Raw genomic sequence first — 16070 nt, forward strand, 5'->3', positions numbered from 1 at the left:
GGTGTAAGGATAACGGGATTGACTATATTTAGTTTTAACTTCATTCAGCAGAAGTCTCCCACTTTCATAAGTGGCGAGATGAATGCGAATGGGCGCAAATACGCCAAGGCACATTTGATAATAATATTTTAAGTCCACGAGTCATTGAGTGACTCCAATGGCTCGTTTTGTAATAATGCATTCAATCTATAAATTTCCACTACTACTAGCGTTTGTTAAATACATCATCGATTCCACCTTTCGTTTTACTGGTAGCATACATACAAACAGCCTCGGCGGAAACAGTTGTAATTTGGACACCCCTTTGTTTAGCCTGCTCCGATAATTCATCCGAAAAATCGTTTTTCACCATGATATAACTTCCATTTACTCCAACCTGTTTTTTAAAAAAGACCTTTTTGCGATATTTTAAGATTGTTAAAGGCATTTCTCCGAAAACGCGCACCTCACCAGAAGTTTGTTTATAAAAGCCTGCTATTATCTTTAAAAGGGTTATTTTACCAACACCATTTCGTCCTATTAAACCTGTAATTGTATTCTTCTTTGTTAGTTGATCACATTCAAACCCATTAAACATGTTGGAGCAGAGGTCCACTATAAGAAGCGGGATGAAGTAACATAATTGGGTCCAAGAGTCTGATTGACTCATCTGTTTATACTGTATATAATGTTCATATACAGTAGTGACGATATAAACAATAAGAGGGATGCCAGTTGTGAATATAATCATATCAAATTCTTCAGACGAACCAATCTACATGCAAATTGTAGAACAAATTAAAGAGCAAATTGTAAGAGGGGAGCTAGCCGAGTCACAGCCACTCCCATCTATTAGAAATTTAGCTAAGGAGCTAAAAATCAGTGTTATTACAACAAAAAGAGCATATGACGAACTTGAAAGAGACGGCTATATCGTGACCGTCGCCGGAAAAGGTTCATATGTAGCGGAAATGAACAAAGAAATGTTAAGGGAAACAAAGATTAAAATGGTAGAAGACAAAATGAACGAGGCCGTTATGACCGCAAAGCTCGTTGGTCTTACGATAGAGGAACTTGAAGAAATGCTTAAGCTAATTTACGAAGGGTGATAAAAAATGAGTAGCATTTTAGAAATTGCAAATGTATCAAAAAAATATAAAGGGTTTGAATTGAAGGATATCAATATAACGCTTGAAAGAGGCTATATTATGGGTTTTATTGGTCCAAATGGAGCAGGTAAAAGCTCGACCATTAAGCTAATAATGAATCTTATTAAAAAAGACAGTGGAGAGATTAATGTATTTGGGTTAGACAATATAAAAAATGAAATTGAGATCAAAGAAAAAATTGGGTTTGTGTATGACGAAAATTATTATTATGAAGAACTAACTATTCAAGAAATGAAAAACTTAATAAGGCCATTTTATAGTCTCTGGGACGAAGCGGCATTCACCAAATATGTAAAAGATTTTAATCTACCTCTAAAAAAGAAAATTAAGCAATTATCAAAAGGGATGAAAATGAAATTTTCATTGGCTATTGCCCTTTCTCATCACGCTGAGCTGCTTATCATGGATGAACCAACTTCTGGTCTTGACCCGCTTGTAAGGAGTGAACTATTAGAAATTCTCCAGTCGTTAATACAAGATGAAAACAAATCTGTCTTTTTTTCAACCCATATTACATCGGATTTAGACAAAATTGCTGATTACATCACGTTAATTAATAATGGGGAAATCGTTTTAAGCAAAACAAAGGACGAACTCATTGACAAATATTGCATTGTAAAGGGACGGAAGGACACACTAGCTGCCAACATCGAAGAACCTTTAATAGGAATTAAAGTAAATGAATATGGTTTTGAAGCATTGTCAAAAAACAAAAAAGAGATCCGAAAGATATTGGGAGATTCTGTCCTATATGAGAAGCCAACCATCGAGGATATTCTGGTATTTTCAACGAGAAGGAGTGATCACATTGTATCATCTTATTAAAAAAGATATTTTAATCCAAAAGAGAAATCTGTTAATGGCATGTATACTAATCGCATTTTTTATTTTTACTCTTTCCAATATTGGTATGGCCGGTTTATCAATAAGTATTTTAGCCGTGAGTTATACATTGGCTCTTGGTGTCAGTCAAATTGAAGATAAAAATAAAAGTGATTTGATGCTTGTTAGTTTGCCAATCAAAAAAAGTAAAATTGTACTGTCTAAATATATCTCTGTTTATGTATTTGTTCTTTATGCAATTCTAGTTAACTATATTTTTTCTTTTATAATCAAAATTTTTGAATTACCAATAAAATTCGAATGGTTTACAGTAGATGGAATTTTAGGAGCGATTATTTCAGTTACAATCTTCACGTCAATCTCTTTACCATTAATATTTAAATGGGGATATACTAAAGCGAAATTGCCAAATTATATAATTTTCTTTTTATTTGTAATCGGTGCTACGTCGGTTATTAGTAATTTGGATTACTATTCAACAACGAGGATTTTCGAGTTCTTTGGCCAACTCTCAAATTCAGAAATGATAGTATTAATTTTGATCCCATTAGTGTTGATTGTTACGATTTCATATCTACTTTCTCTTGTTTTTTACCGTAAACGGGAGTTTTGAAAATAAATATTTACGAACGGCCGCATCCATGCCAGTAGTTGATTCTACCTTAAATAGAGGTAGTGAGGCATTGGGGCGGCCTTTTTCTATTTTTCATCTTCATTCAATCACATGTAAATGCTAATAATGGTTAAATTAATTAATACTACGCTGCTACAGAAAAATGGGGACAAAAAACTAGATATGGAGGGGGGAAAGTGAAAAAATATATCTGGATTTTGTTTATTATTTGTCTATTTCTAATTGTTTGGGAGCAAGCTAAAGGTGCAAACGGAACTACTGTGAAAGATACGATCGAAAAGAAAGCGTTTATAGAACACCGTCTTATCGCTCATGCAATGGGTGGGATTGATGGAAAAACCTATACAAATAGTAAAGAAGCAATGGAGCTCAATTACAACAGAGGGGTAAGAGCGTTTGAATCTGATCTGATCTTTACAAAAGATGATGTATTGGTTGCGCGACATTACTGGGAGGAAAGGACGGCAAAACAATTAGAACAAAGGATCCCAACCGGAAAGGTAAATGAAGCTTTATCATTGGAAGAGTTTAAAGGATACTCTATTAACAAGAGATATACTCCACAAACGTTCGAAGAAATCGCAATGTTTATGAAAGGACATCCTGACATGTACCTAATAACCGATACAAAAGATACAGATCTTGAAAAAGTAAAAAAAACCTTTAAAGAAATTGTTCATGTTGCAAATGAAGTAGAACCTAAAATATTGAATCAAATTATTCCCCAAATATACACGAAAGAGATGCTTACAGCTATAGAAGAAATTTATCCTTTCGAAACCATCATCTACACCCTTTATTTGCAACAAGAAATAATCGAAGAAGATTTAATGAAGTTTGTTTCAGAGAGAAATGTGGATATTATTGTTGTAGATACATGGAGGTTTAATGTGTATTTTGCAAATGGATTTGCAGAAAAATTAAAGGAAAAAGGGATTTATACATTTGTTCATCCTGTGGAAACAAAAGAAGAAGCAGATTCATTCTTAAGAAAGTCAGCACATGGTGTTTTTTCATCCACACTCCTGCCTAAGGATTTGAACGATTTGGGTACGGCGATAAGGGGAGTGAATGATTAATGATGAAAGAAATTAGTTTGTTACTAACCATTTTTACTGTATGTATCCTATCTTTTTCAATTGTTTCAGCAGAATCAGATGATGTACTAAAGGCGGCATTTATAAAAGAGAATGATCTGTGGATTAAAGTTGATAATCATGAACAAAGGATTACCAACGATGAGTTCATCAGATTTCCAAAATGGTCTTTTGATGGGAATTGGGTTGCTTATATAAAAGGTGATAAAGAAAACGAATATTCAATACATCAAGGAGATCTTTGGGCATATCATGTAAAAACACAAAGGAAATATAAAGTTTTTTCTAATGTTAGTACGAATTTTAACTGGTCACCAAATCAAAATACCCTTGGGTTTCAATCAGATGATGTTCTAACAATGGTTAATGTTCATGTATTACACAAACCACAACAGATTACTTCTGGAATAATCAATTTCTCGTGGCTGCCAGATGGAAGCGGCTTTTTAACTTCTTCAAAAGCGGGCAAAGATGTTTTTTCGGACATTATACTGTCAAAGATTTTTCTTAAAAACAACAATACTTACGAGTCCCACCATTTTTATACCGTACCTGTAGGTAAGGATGATTATTTCTATGGTACAAGTCAATTTAAGTGGTCACATGATCATCGGTGGATTGCATTTCAATTAGTTCCGACAGCATCAATGTCGGCCGATAGTAATACGATTAGTGTTATTTCTAATGATAGCCGGATTTTTCATAAAATTGATGAAATGCTAAATTACGAAGAATGGTTTCAATGGGCACCAAGCAATAATTCTTTAGCATTTATAAGAGGAAATAATCGACTTTCAACAATAAATAAGAAATTAACAATTAAGGACATGCCTAAAAATAAAATATCCATGTACACACCATCTAGCTTTGTTGATCGACATTTTTCATGGATCTCCAATAATAAACTTCTCGTATCACGCTCAGTTGAAAGTGATTTGATTAATGTTGCTGAAAGACCGCTTCCCAGCATCTATTTAATTGACCTTCAAACTGGAAAAGAAAAAAAATAACTTCACCATCTGAAAATGAGGGGGATTTTTATCCTATAATTATTAATAATGGAAAAAGCTTTATTTGGATAAGAACGGATAGAGAAAAAGTTGCTGTATATATTGGAGACATAGGTAATGGAAAGCAAAAAAGATGGATTGAAAACATTGATTTGGGAGCATGGTATTATGGACACTGGAGTTGGGATGAAGTTTTTAATATTTATCTACCCAATAGAAAAGACTAAACTTACAAAACGAGTGTATAAACGTCACAGTCTAACACTCGTTTTTTTTATAACCTTTTAAAAATTCAAAATACAGTTATAATTATCTTTAAAGAATGAATTTTTAATCTAGTAGAGGTGATTTTAGTGGAATTTTTCAAAGAATTACAGCAAATCTTTCCTAAAGATCGTGTTACAACGAATGAAACTATATTAGAGCATCACAGTGTAGATGAATCTCATCATACAGCATCAAGACCAGATGTTGTCGTTTTTCCAATCAATAGAGAAGAAGTCAGCGAGATTATGAAAATAGCAAATAAATATGTAGCCCCAGTTATTCCCTTTGGTCTTGGTTCAAGCCTCGAAGGGCACGTAATTCCATATCATAGCGGCATCTCCGTTGACTTTTCATTAATGAATCAAGTCATAGAGGTGCATGAGAAGGATCTTCTTGTAAAAGTTCAGCCCGGTGTAACAAGAACACAACTAAATAAAGAATTAAAGAAATACGGTTTATTTTTCCCTGTTGATCCTGGAGCAGATGCAACGATTGGTGGTATGGCTGCTACGAATGCAAGTGGAACGACCTCTGTACGTTATGGAACTATGAAAGATCAGGTCCGGGATTTGGAGGTTGTAACTGCAGATGGAACAATCCTACATACTGGTAATCTAGCAGCAAAGTCTTCGTCTGGGTATAACTTAAACTCGTTATTCGTGGGTTCAGAAGGCACGTTAGGCCTTTTTACCGAAATTACGTTAAAGGTATATGGAATTCCTGAATGTACAATGGCTGCGAGAGCCGTATTTCCAAGCACAGAGGATGCGGTAAATGCTGTAGTGTCAGTCCTTCAGGCTGGGATTCCGATTGCTCGTTCTGAACTTGTTGATGCAAGGTCAATCGAACAAGTAAATCAATATAATGGAACATCGTACAAGATTGCTCCTACGATTTTTCTTGAGTTTCATGGAAATGAAGCCGGGCTCAACCAAGATGTCGGGTTTACGAAGGAGCTTTTTAGTGATCACGACTGTCAGGAATTTATATTTGAGACTGATTCGAAGGCGGTTCATCAACTTTGGGAAGCACGGCATAATCTAGCCTATGCATTCATCCATGGTACACCAGGAAAAAAAATGATGACAACAGATGTAGTTGTTCCAATTTCTGAGTTAGCTGGTGCGATTCATGATGCCAGACTAAAATTAAATGAATTAGGAATTGATGGGGCATTATTAGGGCATGTTGGAGATGGAAATTATCATGCAATCCTGATGATTGATAAAAATAATCCAAGTGAAGTTGAAATTGCGGATCATTTTAATAAACATATTGTAGAATATGCGCTTGCGTGTGGTGGAACTTGTACTGGTGAGCATGGTGTTGGAATTGGGAAAAAGAAATATCAAAAACTTGAACACGGTGAAGCCTTTGATTTAATGTTGTTAATAAAAAAAACAATGGATCCAAAATGTTTATTAAACCCGGACAAGATTTTTGATAAGTATTAAAATACGACTTTTAACAGCAGCGCACAGAAATGGTGTCGCTGCTGTTTATATATAAATGAAAATTATGAAAAGGGGGAGATTAATATTAAAGGTATCACGATCAGTTGAAAGTGACTTGAAAGATTTTTCAGAAAGGCCACTTCCTGGCATCCATCAAATTAATCTTCAAACTGGGAAGGGAAGCAAATTAACCTTTCCATATGTAAAAGAAAGGGATTTCTATCCTAAAAGTATTAATAATAATGGTAAAAGCTTAATTTGGATAAGAACGGATAGAGAGAAGGCAGGGGTTTGGATTGAAAATATAGAGAATATGAGGAAAAAAAGATGGATTGAAGAAATTGATTTAGGAACATGGTATTACGGACACTGGAGTCGGGAGGATGTTTTTAGTTTATATCAACCTTATTTAAAATTTAAATAACCGTGTTCTCTAATTTTTGCTATAATTAAGCTAATCAATCTTAAATCATTTTAGTAGAAAGGTGGGAATTTTATGGATGAACTGAGACTACTAGAACTTATGCGTACAGCCCTGAAAGAAGAATTGCAACCTATCGAAAAAAGATTGGATGCGATTGAACAAAGATTAGATGCAAATGATCAAAGGTTTGACGCAATTGATAAGCGACTGGATGGAATTGATGAGAGATTAGATGGCATTGATGAGAGATTAGATGGCATTGATGAAAGATTTGATGGTATTGATAAGCGATTTGATACAATTGATGAAAGATTTGATGGCATTGATGAAAGATTTGATGGCATTGATGAAAGATTTGATGGAATCGAAAAGCGCTTGGATGCGGTTGAGTTACGTCAAGATGGTATTAGACAGGATATATCGGCAATTCGCTACAATCAAGAAGCAACTAATGCAACGTTAAAAGCCTTAACTGAAGATGTAAACTACATCAAAGGTGATCTAACTCAACTCAAAGAAGGCCAAGCTCGGCATGAAAAAATACTGGAAACACTTGCTTTACGTTCGATTGAAACAGAATCAGAAATTCGCGAGCTAAAAAGAATTAAATAGTGTCAATACATTTTCCAGTCGCACCTTGCGGCTTTTTATTTTTCCTATAGTTTTAGCTATTTTTACGAAATATATGGACTGTAGCCTGAATTTTGCAGTTAATATGAATAGAAAACAGCCATGAACCCTTATGAATACTGGGTTTGTGGCCGTTTTTTTTTGCAAAAAATCATAGCAAATTTTACCCTTTTTTTGTAGTAGCGAAATTTTTTTTTATTTCTCCAAGTGAACGAATTCTCTTGGAAAAATCGATTTGAAAAATGGTTCAAAGATCATCAAGAATTTCATCAAAAATAATCAAATAAGTAGTAATTTTGTTTCATGTATGTGCACTCTGATTTAGAAAGACCTTCAAGAATGCGTCTTTTTCTCCATATGGCTCCGGAGGAGCCAGTAATCGAACCTAGTTCTTTAACCAAGTTCCGTAAACTCCGTTTAAAAGATGTAAACCTTTTGGATATGCTCATCAATAAAACTGTTAAATTGCCATCGAAAAGGAAATCATTAAAAGTAAATTCATTATTGTAGATGCCACCCATACGAAAGCTCGTTATAATCAGATGTCACCGAGAGAAATACTGATGGACCGTTCCAAAAAGCTTAGAAAAGCTATTTATAAGATAGATGAATCTATGAAAAACAAGTTCCCTATTAAAAACACAAAAGATATTTTAGAAGATGAAATCAATTATTGCCAGAAACTAATTAAGGTGGTTGAAAAGGAAGACAATCTTAAAAGTAAAGGAACAATTGAACCTTCTAAAAGAAACAGTTGCTGAAGATCAAGATGCAAAGGTTGGACATAAAACTGCAGATACCTCTTTCTTTGGATATAAGACACATATTGCCATGACCGAAGAACGGATTATTACAGCTGCAACAGTTACTACAGGGGAAAAAATGATGGAAAACAATTAGAAACACTGATTGAAAAAAGTATCAAAGCCGGTATGGAAATTGAAACTGTAATTGGTGATGCGGCTTATTCTGAAAAGGGAAATATCGAATACGCTAATAAAAATGAAATAAAACTAGTAGCTAAATTAAACCCTTCTGTCACTCAAGGTTTTCGTTCAAAGGAAGATGAGTTTGAATTTAATAAAGATGCTGGAATGTATGTCTGTAAGGCCGGACATATGGCAATCAGGAAAACAAAACAAGGCAAAAAAGGGGAAGGTAGAAATCAAGTTCGTACGTACTATTTTAATATTGAAAAATGTAAACACTGCCCGTTTAAAGAAGGATGTAATAAGGAAGGTGCTAAAAGTAAAACATATTCAGTAAGTATCAAATCAAACGAGCATACAGAACAGGCAAAATTTCAAGAAAGTGAATATTTTAAAGAAAAATCTAAAGAACGCTATAAAATAGAAGCTAAAAACAGCGAATTAAAACACAGACACGGGTATGATGTGGCAGAATCCTCGGGTCTAATTGGCATGGAGTTGCAAGGTGCCTTGGCTATATTTACAGTAAACCTAAAAAGAATATTGAAACTAATATGCACGGTATCATTTTAACAGACGGCAGAATCAACGTTTCTCAGATTCGCCGATCAACGAGAGAAAATCGGGCCCTTAGCTGTATGACTCGTTTCTTGAATGAATCTCCATGGTGTCCCAACCGAGTGACCAGACGTCGACTCGAGTTTGTCATGAAGCACATCCAAAAGTCCCGATCCAAAGCAGGAGATGCCCGTTCAATTGTCTTTTTTATCGTTGATGATACACAATGCAAAAAGGAGCGTACAACAAAACGGATGGAAGGCCTTGATAACCACTTTTCCCACTCTGACGGGAAAACGATATGGTCTCATTGTGTAGTAACGGCTCATGTCGTCAGTGAAAACAACTCTTTTACTTGGGATTTCCGGCCCTATTTCCGAGAACCCTATTGCCAAAAAGAGGGGATTTCTTTTAAAAGTAAAAATGTTCTAGCTATGGAGTTGATTAACTCGTATCCAGTTCGTGACGATGAACAAGTTTACGTTTTAGTCGATAGTTGGTACACCAGTAAAAAGTTAATCGAAACTTGTTGTCAAAAAGGCTTTCATCTCATTGGTGGTTTACGGACAAACCGAAAGATATACCCTGCAGGAGTAGGAATCAAAATATCTGATTTCGCGTCAACTTATTTAGAGTCAACTGACCTCCGCCCCGTTACCGTGGATGGTCATACCTATAAAATTTATACGTATGAAGGCAATTTGAGTGATACCGAATATGCCAAAGTCTTGTTGTCTTGGGAAAACAAATTCGATTCGAGCAAAACACCCTTTTGTCTCCTTTGTACAGATAGTAGTCTGAATCACGTAACCATTCTGAGCTATTATAATGTGCGTTGGAACATAATGCCGATATCGGCATAAGGGACATTGAATTATTTTTCAAATGGATCAAACAACATCTTAGCATCAAGAAATTCTATGGTCAGAGCGAGTGGACAATTCAAAACCAAGTATTTATCGCACTTATTGTTTTTTGCCTACACGTTCTAGCGCAAATTGAAACGAGAAGTAAACGTAAAACCTTACAAATTAGCCGTTATTTAAGGGCAGCGTTATGGAAACCAGCGCGGATTTGGCTTAGAAAGATTGAAGGGAAAGCCATCCCTTAATGAGCAAATTTGTTGTTGTCCCACAGGTTGTCAGGTCTAATTGTAAATAAATTTCCAAATGGATGGAGCCACCTTTAATAAGGTATTTAACTTTTTGGCTCTAAATAGGAAAAGTAATTAAACTAAAAATTATGAAATCATTTACGCAACACTAGTGAGATTATTTGATGTTATATAATCAATTATTTGCAAGTTGGAAAAATTCAATATTTCCCTAGATATAACTTTAAAGATAAATCTATCTAATACATAGTGTATAATTGATCATAAGTGAAAAATACATTTTTTTACTAAAACGACAAATGGAAGAGGTGGAGGGAATTTGGAATACTTACAAATGACAAAAAGTAATATTGAAAAGGAACATATATGTTGTGCATTGGGTGCAAAACAATACGAGCAGGCTGTAATTGAAAAAAAAGAATGGTTGGCAGAACGAATGGATGAAGGGCTAGTATTCTATCGTTTAAATGAACGAGCGAAAGTGTTCATCGAGTATTTACCTGCAGAAATGGCATGGATTCCGATTCAAGCCCCAAATTATATGTATATTAATTGTATATGGGTTTCTGGTAAATTTAAAGGTAGTGGACATGCAAAACAACTGTTGAATAAGTGTAAAGCAGATGCCATGGCTCTTGGAATGGATGGAATTGTACATATTGTAGGAAAGAAAAAATATCCTTATTTAAGCGAAAAACGATTTTTTGAGTACATGGGATTTGAGTCCGTAGATCAGGGGGAACCATATTTTGAATTATTTGCATTAAAATGGAATAAAGAGGCTGTTAATCCTTCATTTATGAAAACAAAGAATGATCACTTAGTTAAGAAAAAAAGTATAACAATTTGCTATACTGCTCAATGTCCTTTTGCTGGTGGTGTTTTGGAAGAACTTAGAAGAGTAGCAGAAAGTAAAGGGGTCCCATTTAATACTCATAGATTGAAAACAAAAGAAGAGGCACAAAATGCACCTACTATTTGGACAACTTTTGGTATATTTTATGATGGAGAATTTATTACACACGAAATTATGAGTGTAAATAAATTTGAAAAATTACTAACGAGGCTTATGAAGGTGAAAATATAAGTGTTTGTTAATTTTGCGTAAAATTATTAAAAAACACAATAACTGTGTAAAAATATTCAATAAAGCAGATCAAAACGGTGATGTATGTTCTTTTGCTTTAGCCTTTATTTTATGGAAAATGGAATGTGAAAACAAGAATGCATTTTGGCAAATCAATTCATATCGCTCAATATCTCAATCATTTGATTTCAAATTCTTGAGTGGTGAATTTAGTATCTTTCCCTTTGGAGTATATATGTCATATTTAGATTATATTTTAAATAGGGATAAAGAATTTAATTTCTTAGAATGCAATATTAGCAGTATAAATTATATTGTTAATAGAACTATCTCATTTTTATTGATTGAACGATTTATTAAATGGCTAGAGGTAGTTTTGGACCCGAAAAAGTATAAACGAATTTACCCTGATGATAATATACCAATGTATATCGCAACAATACCACATAATGCGGATGGGGATATTAGTTTCTATTTTCAAAAAGATCGTTATAATTACATGAAAAATATTCTAAACGAAATAAATGAGAAATATATCTGTCCATACAAAAGATCAACTAAGTATCCTCGTTATAGATCACCAATGCAAATAGCTATAGACAGAATGGAAAACAGATTTCACCAGATTTAAATTAAATTATTGTTATTTTTTTATATATAAATCTTTTAATTAGTTAATATATTGGAATGTAATAAAATAGCCAGTTATTGTTAGATGATTTTGCTAAAAAATGGAGGAACTAATAATGGAAATTGATTGGGATGAGGTTAATAAAATTATTGAGGAGAGGTCAAGTGAAAATTCTGATATAGTAAAACCCAACGAAATGTCCTCTGAGGATTTAAGGAAAATTAGTTTTTTGATTAAGGAAGTTAACCGTTTTCCTGATAATCAGAAAACAGTAGGTGAGTCAGGAGCTCTTTTTATGAAACATCTTTGTGAAAAATACAGTAAGTTATCCCCTGAAAGTATTGGCCGTTTAGTTCATACATTCTGCTTCATGAATAGATAATGCATAATTAGAAGTAGAATGAACTGATAAACAACAACTTCCTTGTGGTAAAATAAGTAAGAAGGGGAAGTGCAGATTTTATGGATAGTTATATATAGACATCCGTGGCGGATTAATAGTTTTAAAAATAAAGTGTTAGAGACAGCACAATAATACAGCGGCAGTCTAATACTTTATTTTCACAAATGTTTTACTAATAGAAGCTCTTTGAAAGCAATAGAAAGAAAAGAGATGTACAAAGATTCTTGTCTTTTTTGTACAAAGTTTTTTGTCTTTGGACAATTGGGGAGGGCTAAAATGTGTACTCTTTATTTATTTTTATATTATTACGTAAAATATCAATTTGACGTAATAAACTATATACAAAAACCCACTCCTTCCATTATAATGTATTTGAGGTGATTTTTGTGGCAAATCCTAATCAGCAGCGTTTTTATAAAAATTTAGAAATTATTTTAGCTGAACTCCCTTGGTATGTCGAAGAATTTATCGATAATAAACGACGAACTTTGTCTCCAGCATCCTTATTAAATTATTGTCATGATTTTAAAATCTTTTTTAACTGGATCCTTACTGAAGGTTTTCATCCTGGACCACTTAAGGATATTCCCTTATCTATTCTTGAAAAATTAACAAGACAGCAAATTGAAACCTTCCTTAGCTTTTTAAAGCATCAACTAAATAATAAAGATTTGACGGTTAATCGTAAATTATCCGCCCTCAAGTCATTATATAATTACCTGCAAAATATTGCTGAGACTGATGAACTTGAACCTTACATACACCGGAATGTTATGGCCAAAATTGAATTTAATCAAGTTTCCGAAGATCCTGAAACAACTGCTAATCGTATGGAAGGAAAAATTCTTATGGGCGATGAATATGAGCAATTTCGTGCCTTTGTTGCTGAGGGTTATGCTGAAATTTTTAAAGAAGATAAGAAAAAATTAAATTTTTATCAGTTTAATCGTGAACGTGATACAGCGATAGTATCATTGTTTCTAGGATCAGGGCTGCGTCTTTCTGAATTAGTGGGGCTTGATTTAGGAGATATCGATTTTAATAAATTTAACGCACGGGTTATACGAAAAGGTAATAAAGAACAATATGTTTATTTTAGTGAACAGGCAATGCTAGATTTACAGGATTATATTCGGATTAGAATCGAACGATATAAGATTGATAAAACGAATAAAGCCCTCTTCCTTTCTGCTCCCATGGGTCCCAAAGGAACATCAAGGCGACTTACACCACGGGCGGTAGAAAAACTTGTTGAAAAATATGCAATCGCATACGGGAAACCTTCTCTATCCGTTCATAAGCTGCGTCATTCTTTTGCAACCAGATATCATGCTGAGATCAACGATGTGCCTAAGTTAAGGCGTCAGCTCGGCCATTCATCAATCCAAACAACGATGATTTATACGCACATTCAAAATGATGATCTGAAAAAAGCGATCAATCAACTAAATATGATGGATAAGTTGAAGGAAACAGATAACTAGTTGGCAAGGTTGTGTGTTTATTTTACTGTAAAAAACATAGGGGTGCGCCAGTGTTGATTGCTGGTGTACCCCTCTTACTAATTAATAATTCATTATTTATTTTGAAAAAAACTATCAACAAAAGCTTGGAAAATTTCAATCGATTGAAAGCTAAATAATGACAATGCAGTTAACGAGAAAAAACCAATGACGATAAAACGAAAGAATAACATCATGGAAAGGACCTCCTTTTTTATATTCTTATTAAACATTATTGAAATGATAAGAACCTTAAAAAAAGATTAGATTTTCATGAGAAAATTACAATTGGAAAACATAGTGACACCATTGTGCCTTGGCCCAGCTCACTTTTGACAGTGATAGTACCATCAAGGTTTTCAACAATCTCCTTTGCAATTGAAAGTCCTAGCCCATTTCCACCATTGGCACGACTTCTAGCCTTATCTACGCGATAAAAACGGTCAAATATATGCGGTAAATCTTCATTTGGTATTCCTTCCCCGTAGTCAATAACATGTATCAACAATTGTTGATTTTGGATTTCTGTTACTATCTTGATCTCTTCTACTGCTTTTGAATATTTAATAGCATTATCTGTAATTATGACTATCAATTGTTCAAACTGTCGTCGCACTCCGAATAACCTGATATCTGATCCTTCGGTAAAGTTTTTAGTGAATGTAAAATTAGGATAAATAATGTTAATGCTTTTAATGACATTTTCAATAATGAGAATGGGATCGAATATCTCCTTTGAAGCTCTAGTTGATTCGATCCGTGTTAAATCTAATAAATCAGTAACTAAATCTTTAAGTCGCTTTACCTCATACAATGAAGCAGCAATTGATTCTTCAAGAATTTCGTGATCCTTTTTACCCCACCGCTTAAGCATTGATAAATGACCTTCAAGTATAGAAATCGGTGTTCGAAGTTCGTGGGAAGCATCCTCTACAAATCTTTTTTGCTTATTAAAAGAAATCTCAAGGTCGTCCATCATCCCATTGAAAATATGTGATAACTCCGCTATTTCATCCTTTGAATGAAGTTCAGGTACACGCTCTTTTAATCCCTTGGCTTTAATTTTTTGTATGGTCAAACTCAAAGCTTTGACTGGCTTTAGAATTTGATTGGCAATTAATATTCCACCAGCACTACTTAATAAAATAGCCCCTAAAACAGCAATAATCATCATAATCGACATGTACTTAAATAATCGTGTGTAATTCTCCAATCTTCTAATCAATTCTACAGTACCTTTAAAACTACTGTCTGCGATGTCAGCCTTATAGATAAGGTAATGGTCTGACTTATCCTTAACAGAAGTGATTTGATTAGGATTAGAGATATGAGGTAAATCATCGGTCGAAAGATCATTTGAGAGGCTTACTATAATTTTTCCATCTTTATCCTCAATTTGAATAAACTCGTTTTTTTCAATAATATTCTCCAAAAAATGCTTGCTATTGATGATTCCCTTTTCAGTTATTGCTTTATTCTCTGATAAATAGGCCTGAACTTCCCGCATCTTTTCAGAAATGATTGTTTTTTCGTAATGCATGATCCAATTTTTTACAAAAAAGTATTGAAAAACAGCGAAAAATGAAAATAGAAAAAAGAGTATGACCGTAGTCCAAATTGTAATTCTCCATTTGATAGGAAACCTAGAAAGAAGCGTTTTCATGACCGAATCATGTAACCAGCACCACGTACAGTTTGGATTATACTTTCTTCATTTTTATTATCAATTTTATTTCGTAAGTAGCGAATATAAACATCAACTACATTTGTCTCAGCAAACGATTCATAACCCCATACTTTCTCGAGTAGGACATCTCTAGTCAACACACGATTGATATTTTGAAATAATATAAGTAATAGATCATACTCTCTTTTTGTTAATTCAATTGTTTGATCACCGCGCTTAACAGCCCGTGCATCTGTATCAATCTCGATACCTTTAAATTTCAATATGATAGGCGTCCGAACTTCACGGACTGCTCGTCTACCTACGGCACGTATTCTGGCAAGCAATTCTTCAATCGCAAACGGCTTTGCTATATAATCATCTGCTCCACTATCCAGTCCTGATACACGATCTAAAACATTATCACGGGCGGTTAACATAATAATCGGGGTCATTTTAACTGCCCTTATTCGCCTACATACTTCTATACCATTTAAAGAAGGTAGCATTAAATCCAATAAAATGACATCAAAATCATGATTTAGTGCTAGCTCTAGTCCTGTTCTTCCATCATAGGCTGTTTGACACGAATATCCTTCATGCTTTAGCTCCAACTCGATAAAGCGGGACATATTCTTTTCGTCCTCAATGATTAAAATATTCATGGTACCCC

General features: G+C 34.0%; 17 protein-coding genes and 3 pseudogenes. 15 read left to right on the forward strand and 5 right to left on the reverse strand.

What is annotated here, in order from left to right:
• Window positions 1-205 precede the first annotated feature (205 nt).
• Window positions 206-730, reverse strand: coding sequence for an ATP-binding cassette domain-containing protein (locus BAZO_RS01995; RefSeq protein WP_235786687.1), 525 nt, complete (start codon window positions 728-730; stop codon window positions 206-208).
• Here BAZO_RS01995 and BAZO_RS02000 point away from each other — a divergent pair.
• The 8 genes from BAZO_RS02000 to BAZO_RS21055 all read left to right on the forward strand — a co-directional run bounded on the left by BAZO_RS02000 (window position 717) and on the right by BAZO_RS21055 (window position 7489).
• Entirely contained in the window at window positions 717-1088 is a 372-nt protein-coding gene (locus BAZO_RS02000) for a GntR family transcriptional regulator (protein ID WP_003329558.1), read from the forward strand. The two genes, BAZO_RS01995 and BAZO_RS02000, sit on opposite strands and share 14 nt — an antisense overlap.
• A 6-nt stretch (window positions 1089-1094) precedes the next feature.
• Window positions 1095-1973 (forward strand): ABC transporter ATP-binding protein, encoded by an 879-nt coding sequence (locus tag BAZO_RS02005; RefSeq protein WP_003329559.1) that lies wholly within the window; start codon window positions 1095-1097, stop codon window positions 1971-1973.
• Window positions 1948-2604, forward strand: coding sequence for an ABC-2 transporter permease (locus tag BAZO_RS02010; protein ID WP_235786688.1), 657 nt, complete (start codon window positions 1948-1950; stop codon window positions 2602-2604). The genes BAZO_RS02005 and BAZO_RS02010 overlap by 26 nt, the downstream gene beginning before the upstream one ends.
• Before the next feature lie 197 nt (window positions 2605-2801).
• Window positions 2802-3704, forward strand: a complete 903-nt coding sequence (locus BAZO_RS02015) for a phosphatidylinositol-specific phospholipase C/glycerophosphodiester phosphodiesterase family protein (RefSeq protein WP_003329561.1) — start codon at window positions 2802-2804, stop codon at window positions 3702-3704.
• Window positions 3704-4732 (forward strand): TolB family protein, encoded by a 1029-nt coding sequence (locus tag BAZO_RS02020; RefSeq protein WP_003329563.1) that lies wholly within the window; start codon window positions 3704-3706, stop codon window positions 4730-4732. Before BAZO_RS02015 ends, BAZO_RS02020 begins: the two co-directional genes overlap by 1 nt.
• Window positions 4733-5085: 353 nt before the next feature.
• Window positions 5086-6453, forward strand: coding sequence for an FAD-binding oxidoreductase (locus tag BAZO_RS02025; protein WP_003329564.1), 1368 nt, complete (start codon window positions 5086-5088; stop codon window positions 6451-6453).
• Between the two features lie 55 nt (window positions 6454-6508).
• A complete protein-coding gene (locus BAZO_RS02030) occupies window positions 6509-6877 on the forward strand; it encodes a hypothetical protein (RefSeq protein WP_003329565.1) in 369 nt (122 codons plus the stop codon).
• Window positions 6878-6949: 72 nt separating this feature from the next.
• Window positions 6950-7489 carry a hypothetical protein gene (locus BAZO_RS21055; protein WP_003329566.1) on the forward strand — a complete coding sequence of 180 codons (540 nt, stop codon included), beginning with the start codon at window positions 6950-6952 and terminating at the stop codon, window positions 7487-7489.
• A gap of 181 nt (window positions 7490-7670) precedes the next feature.
• Here the strand turns inward: BAZO_RS21055 and BAZO_RS23350 are convergent.
• A pseudogene (locus BAZO_RS23350) lies at window positions 7671-7851 on the reverse strand (IS1634 family transposase); the annotation flags it as partial.
• Between BAZO_RS23350 and BAZO_RS21480 the strand changes: the two are divergent.
• The 7 genes and pseudogenes from BAZO_RS21480 to xerS form a co-directional block, all read left to right on the forward strand.
• A pseudogene (locus tag BAZO_RS21480) lies at window positions 7850-9009 on the forward strand (IS1182 family transposase); the annotation flags it as partial. The pseudogenes BAZO_RS23350 and BAZO_RS21480 overlap by 2 nt on opposite strands.
• Window positions 8991-9857, forward strand: coding sequence for a transposase (locus BAZO_RS02050; protein WP_081585622.1), 867 nt, complete (start codon window positions 8991-8993; stop codon window positions 9855-9857). The pseudogene BAZO_RS21480 and the gene BAZO_RS02050, both read left to right, overlap by 19 nt.
• A 5-nt stretch (window positions 9858-9862) precedes the next feature.
• Window positions 9863-10105: pseudogene (locus BAZO_RS21485) on the forward strand (IS4 family transposase); the annotation flags it as partial.
• A gap of 337 nt (window positions 10106-10442) precedes the next feature.
• The gene (locus tag BAZO_RS02055) at window positions 10443-11195 is read left to right on the forward strand and encodes a GNAT family N-acetyltransferase (protein WP_411844572.1); all 753 of its coding nucleotides are present in this window, start codon (window positions 10443-10445) and stop codon (window positions 11193-11195) included.
• A 4-nt stretch (window positions 11196-11199) separates the two neighbouring features.
• Window positions 11200-11826 (forward strand): hypothetical protein, encoded by a 627-nt coding sequence (locus BAZO_RS02060; RefSeq protein ID WP_003329570.1) that lies wholly within the window; start codon window positions 11200-11202, stop codon window positions 11824-11826.
• A 115-nt stretch (window positions 11827-11941) separates the two neighbouring features.
• Complete coding sequence (locus BAZO_RS02065; protein ID WP_003329571.1) at window positions 11942-12208, forward strand: hypothetical protein; 267 nt, start codon at window positions 11942-11944, stop codon at window positions 12206-12208.
• Between the two features lie 407 nt (window positions 12209-12615).
• Window positions 12616-13713 carry a tyrosine recombinase XerS gene (gene xerS / locus BAZO_RS02070; protein ID WP_003329573.1) on the forward strand — a complete coding sequence of 366 codons (1098 nt, stop codon included), beginning with the start codon at window positions 12616-12618 and terminating at the stop codon, window positions 13711-13713.
• A 92-nt stretch (window positions 13714-13805) separates the two neighbouring features.
• Here xerS and BAZO_RS23165 read toward each other — a convergent pair whose 3' ends face one another.
• The 3 genes from BAZO_RS23165 to BAZO_RS02080 all read right to left on the reverse strand — a co-directional run bounded on the left by BAZO_RS23165 (window position 13806) and on the right by BAZO_RS02080 (window position 16062).
• Window positions 13806-13928, reverse strand: a complete 123-nt coding sequence (locus tag BAZO_RS23165) for a hypothetical protein (RefSeq protein WP_003329574.1) — start codon at window positions 13926-13928, stop codon at window positions 13806-13808.
• Between the two features lie 74 nt (window positions 13929-14002).
• A complete protein-coding gene (locus BAZO_RS02075; protein WP_003329575.1) occupies window positions 14003-15394 on the reverse strand; it encodes a HAMP domain-containing sensor histidine kinase in 1392 nt (463 codons plus the stop codon).
• On the reverse strand, window positions 15391-16062 hold the full coding sequence (locus BAZO_RS02080; protein ID WP_003329576.1) for a response regulator transcription factor: 672 nt from the start codon (window positions 16060-16062) through the stop codon (window positions 15391-15393). The genes BAZO_RS02075 and BAZO_RS02080 overlap by 4 nt, the downstream gene beginning before the upstream one ends.
• Window positions 16063-16070: the final 8 nt, after the last annotated feature.

Source organism: Schinkia azotoformans LMG 9581 (assembly GCF_000307855.1).
GTDB lineage: Bacteria > Bacillota > Bacilli > Bacillales > Bacillaceae_J > Schinkia > Schinkia azotoformans.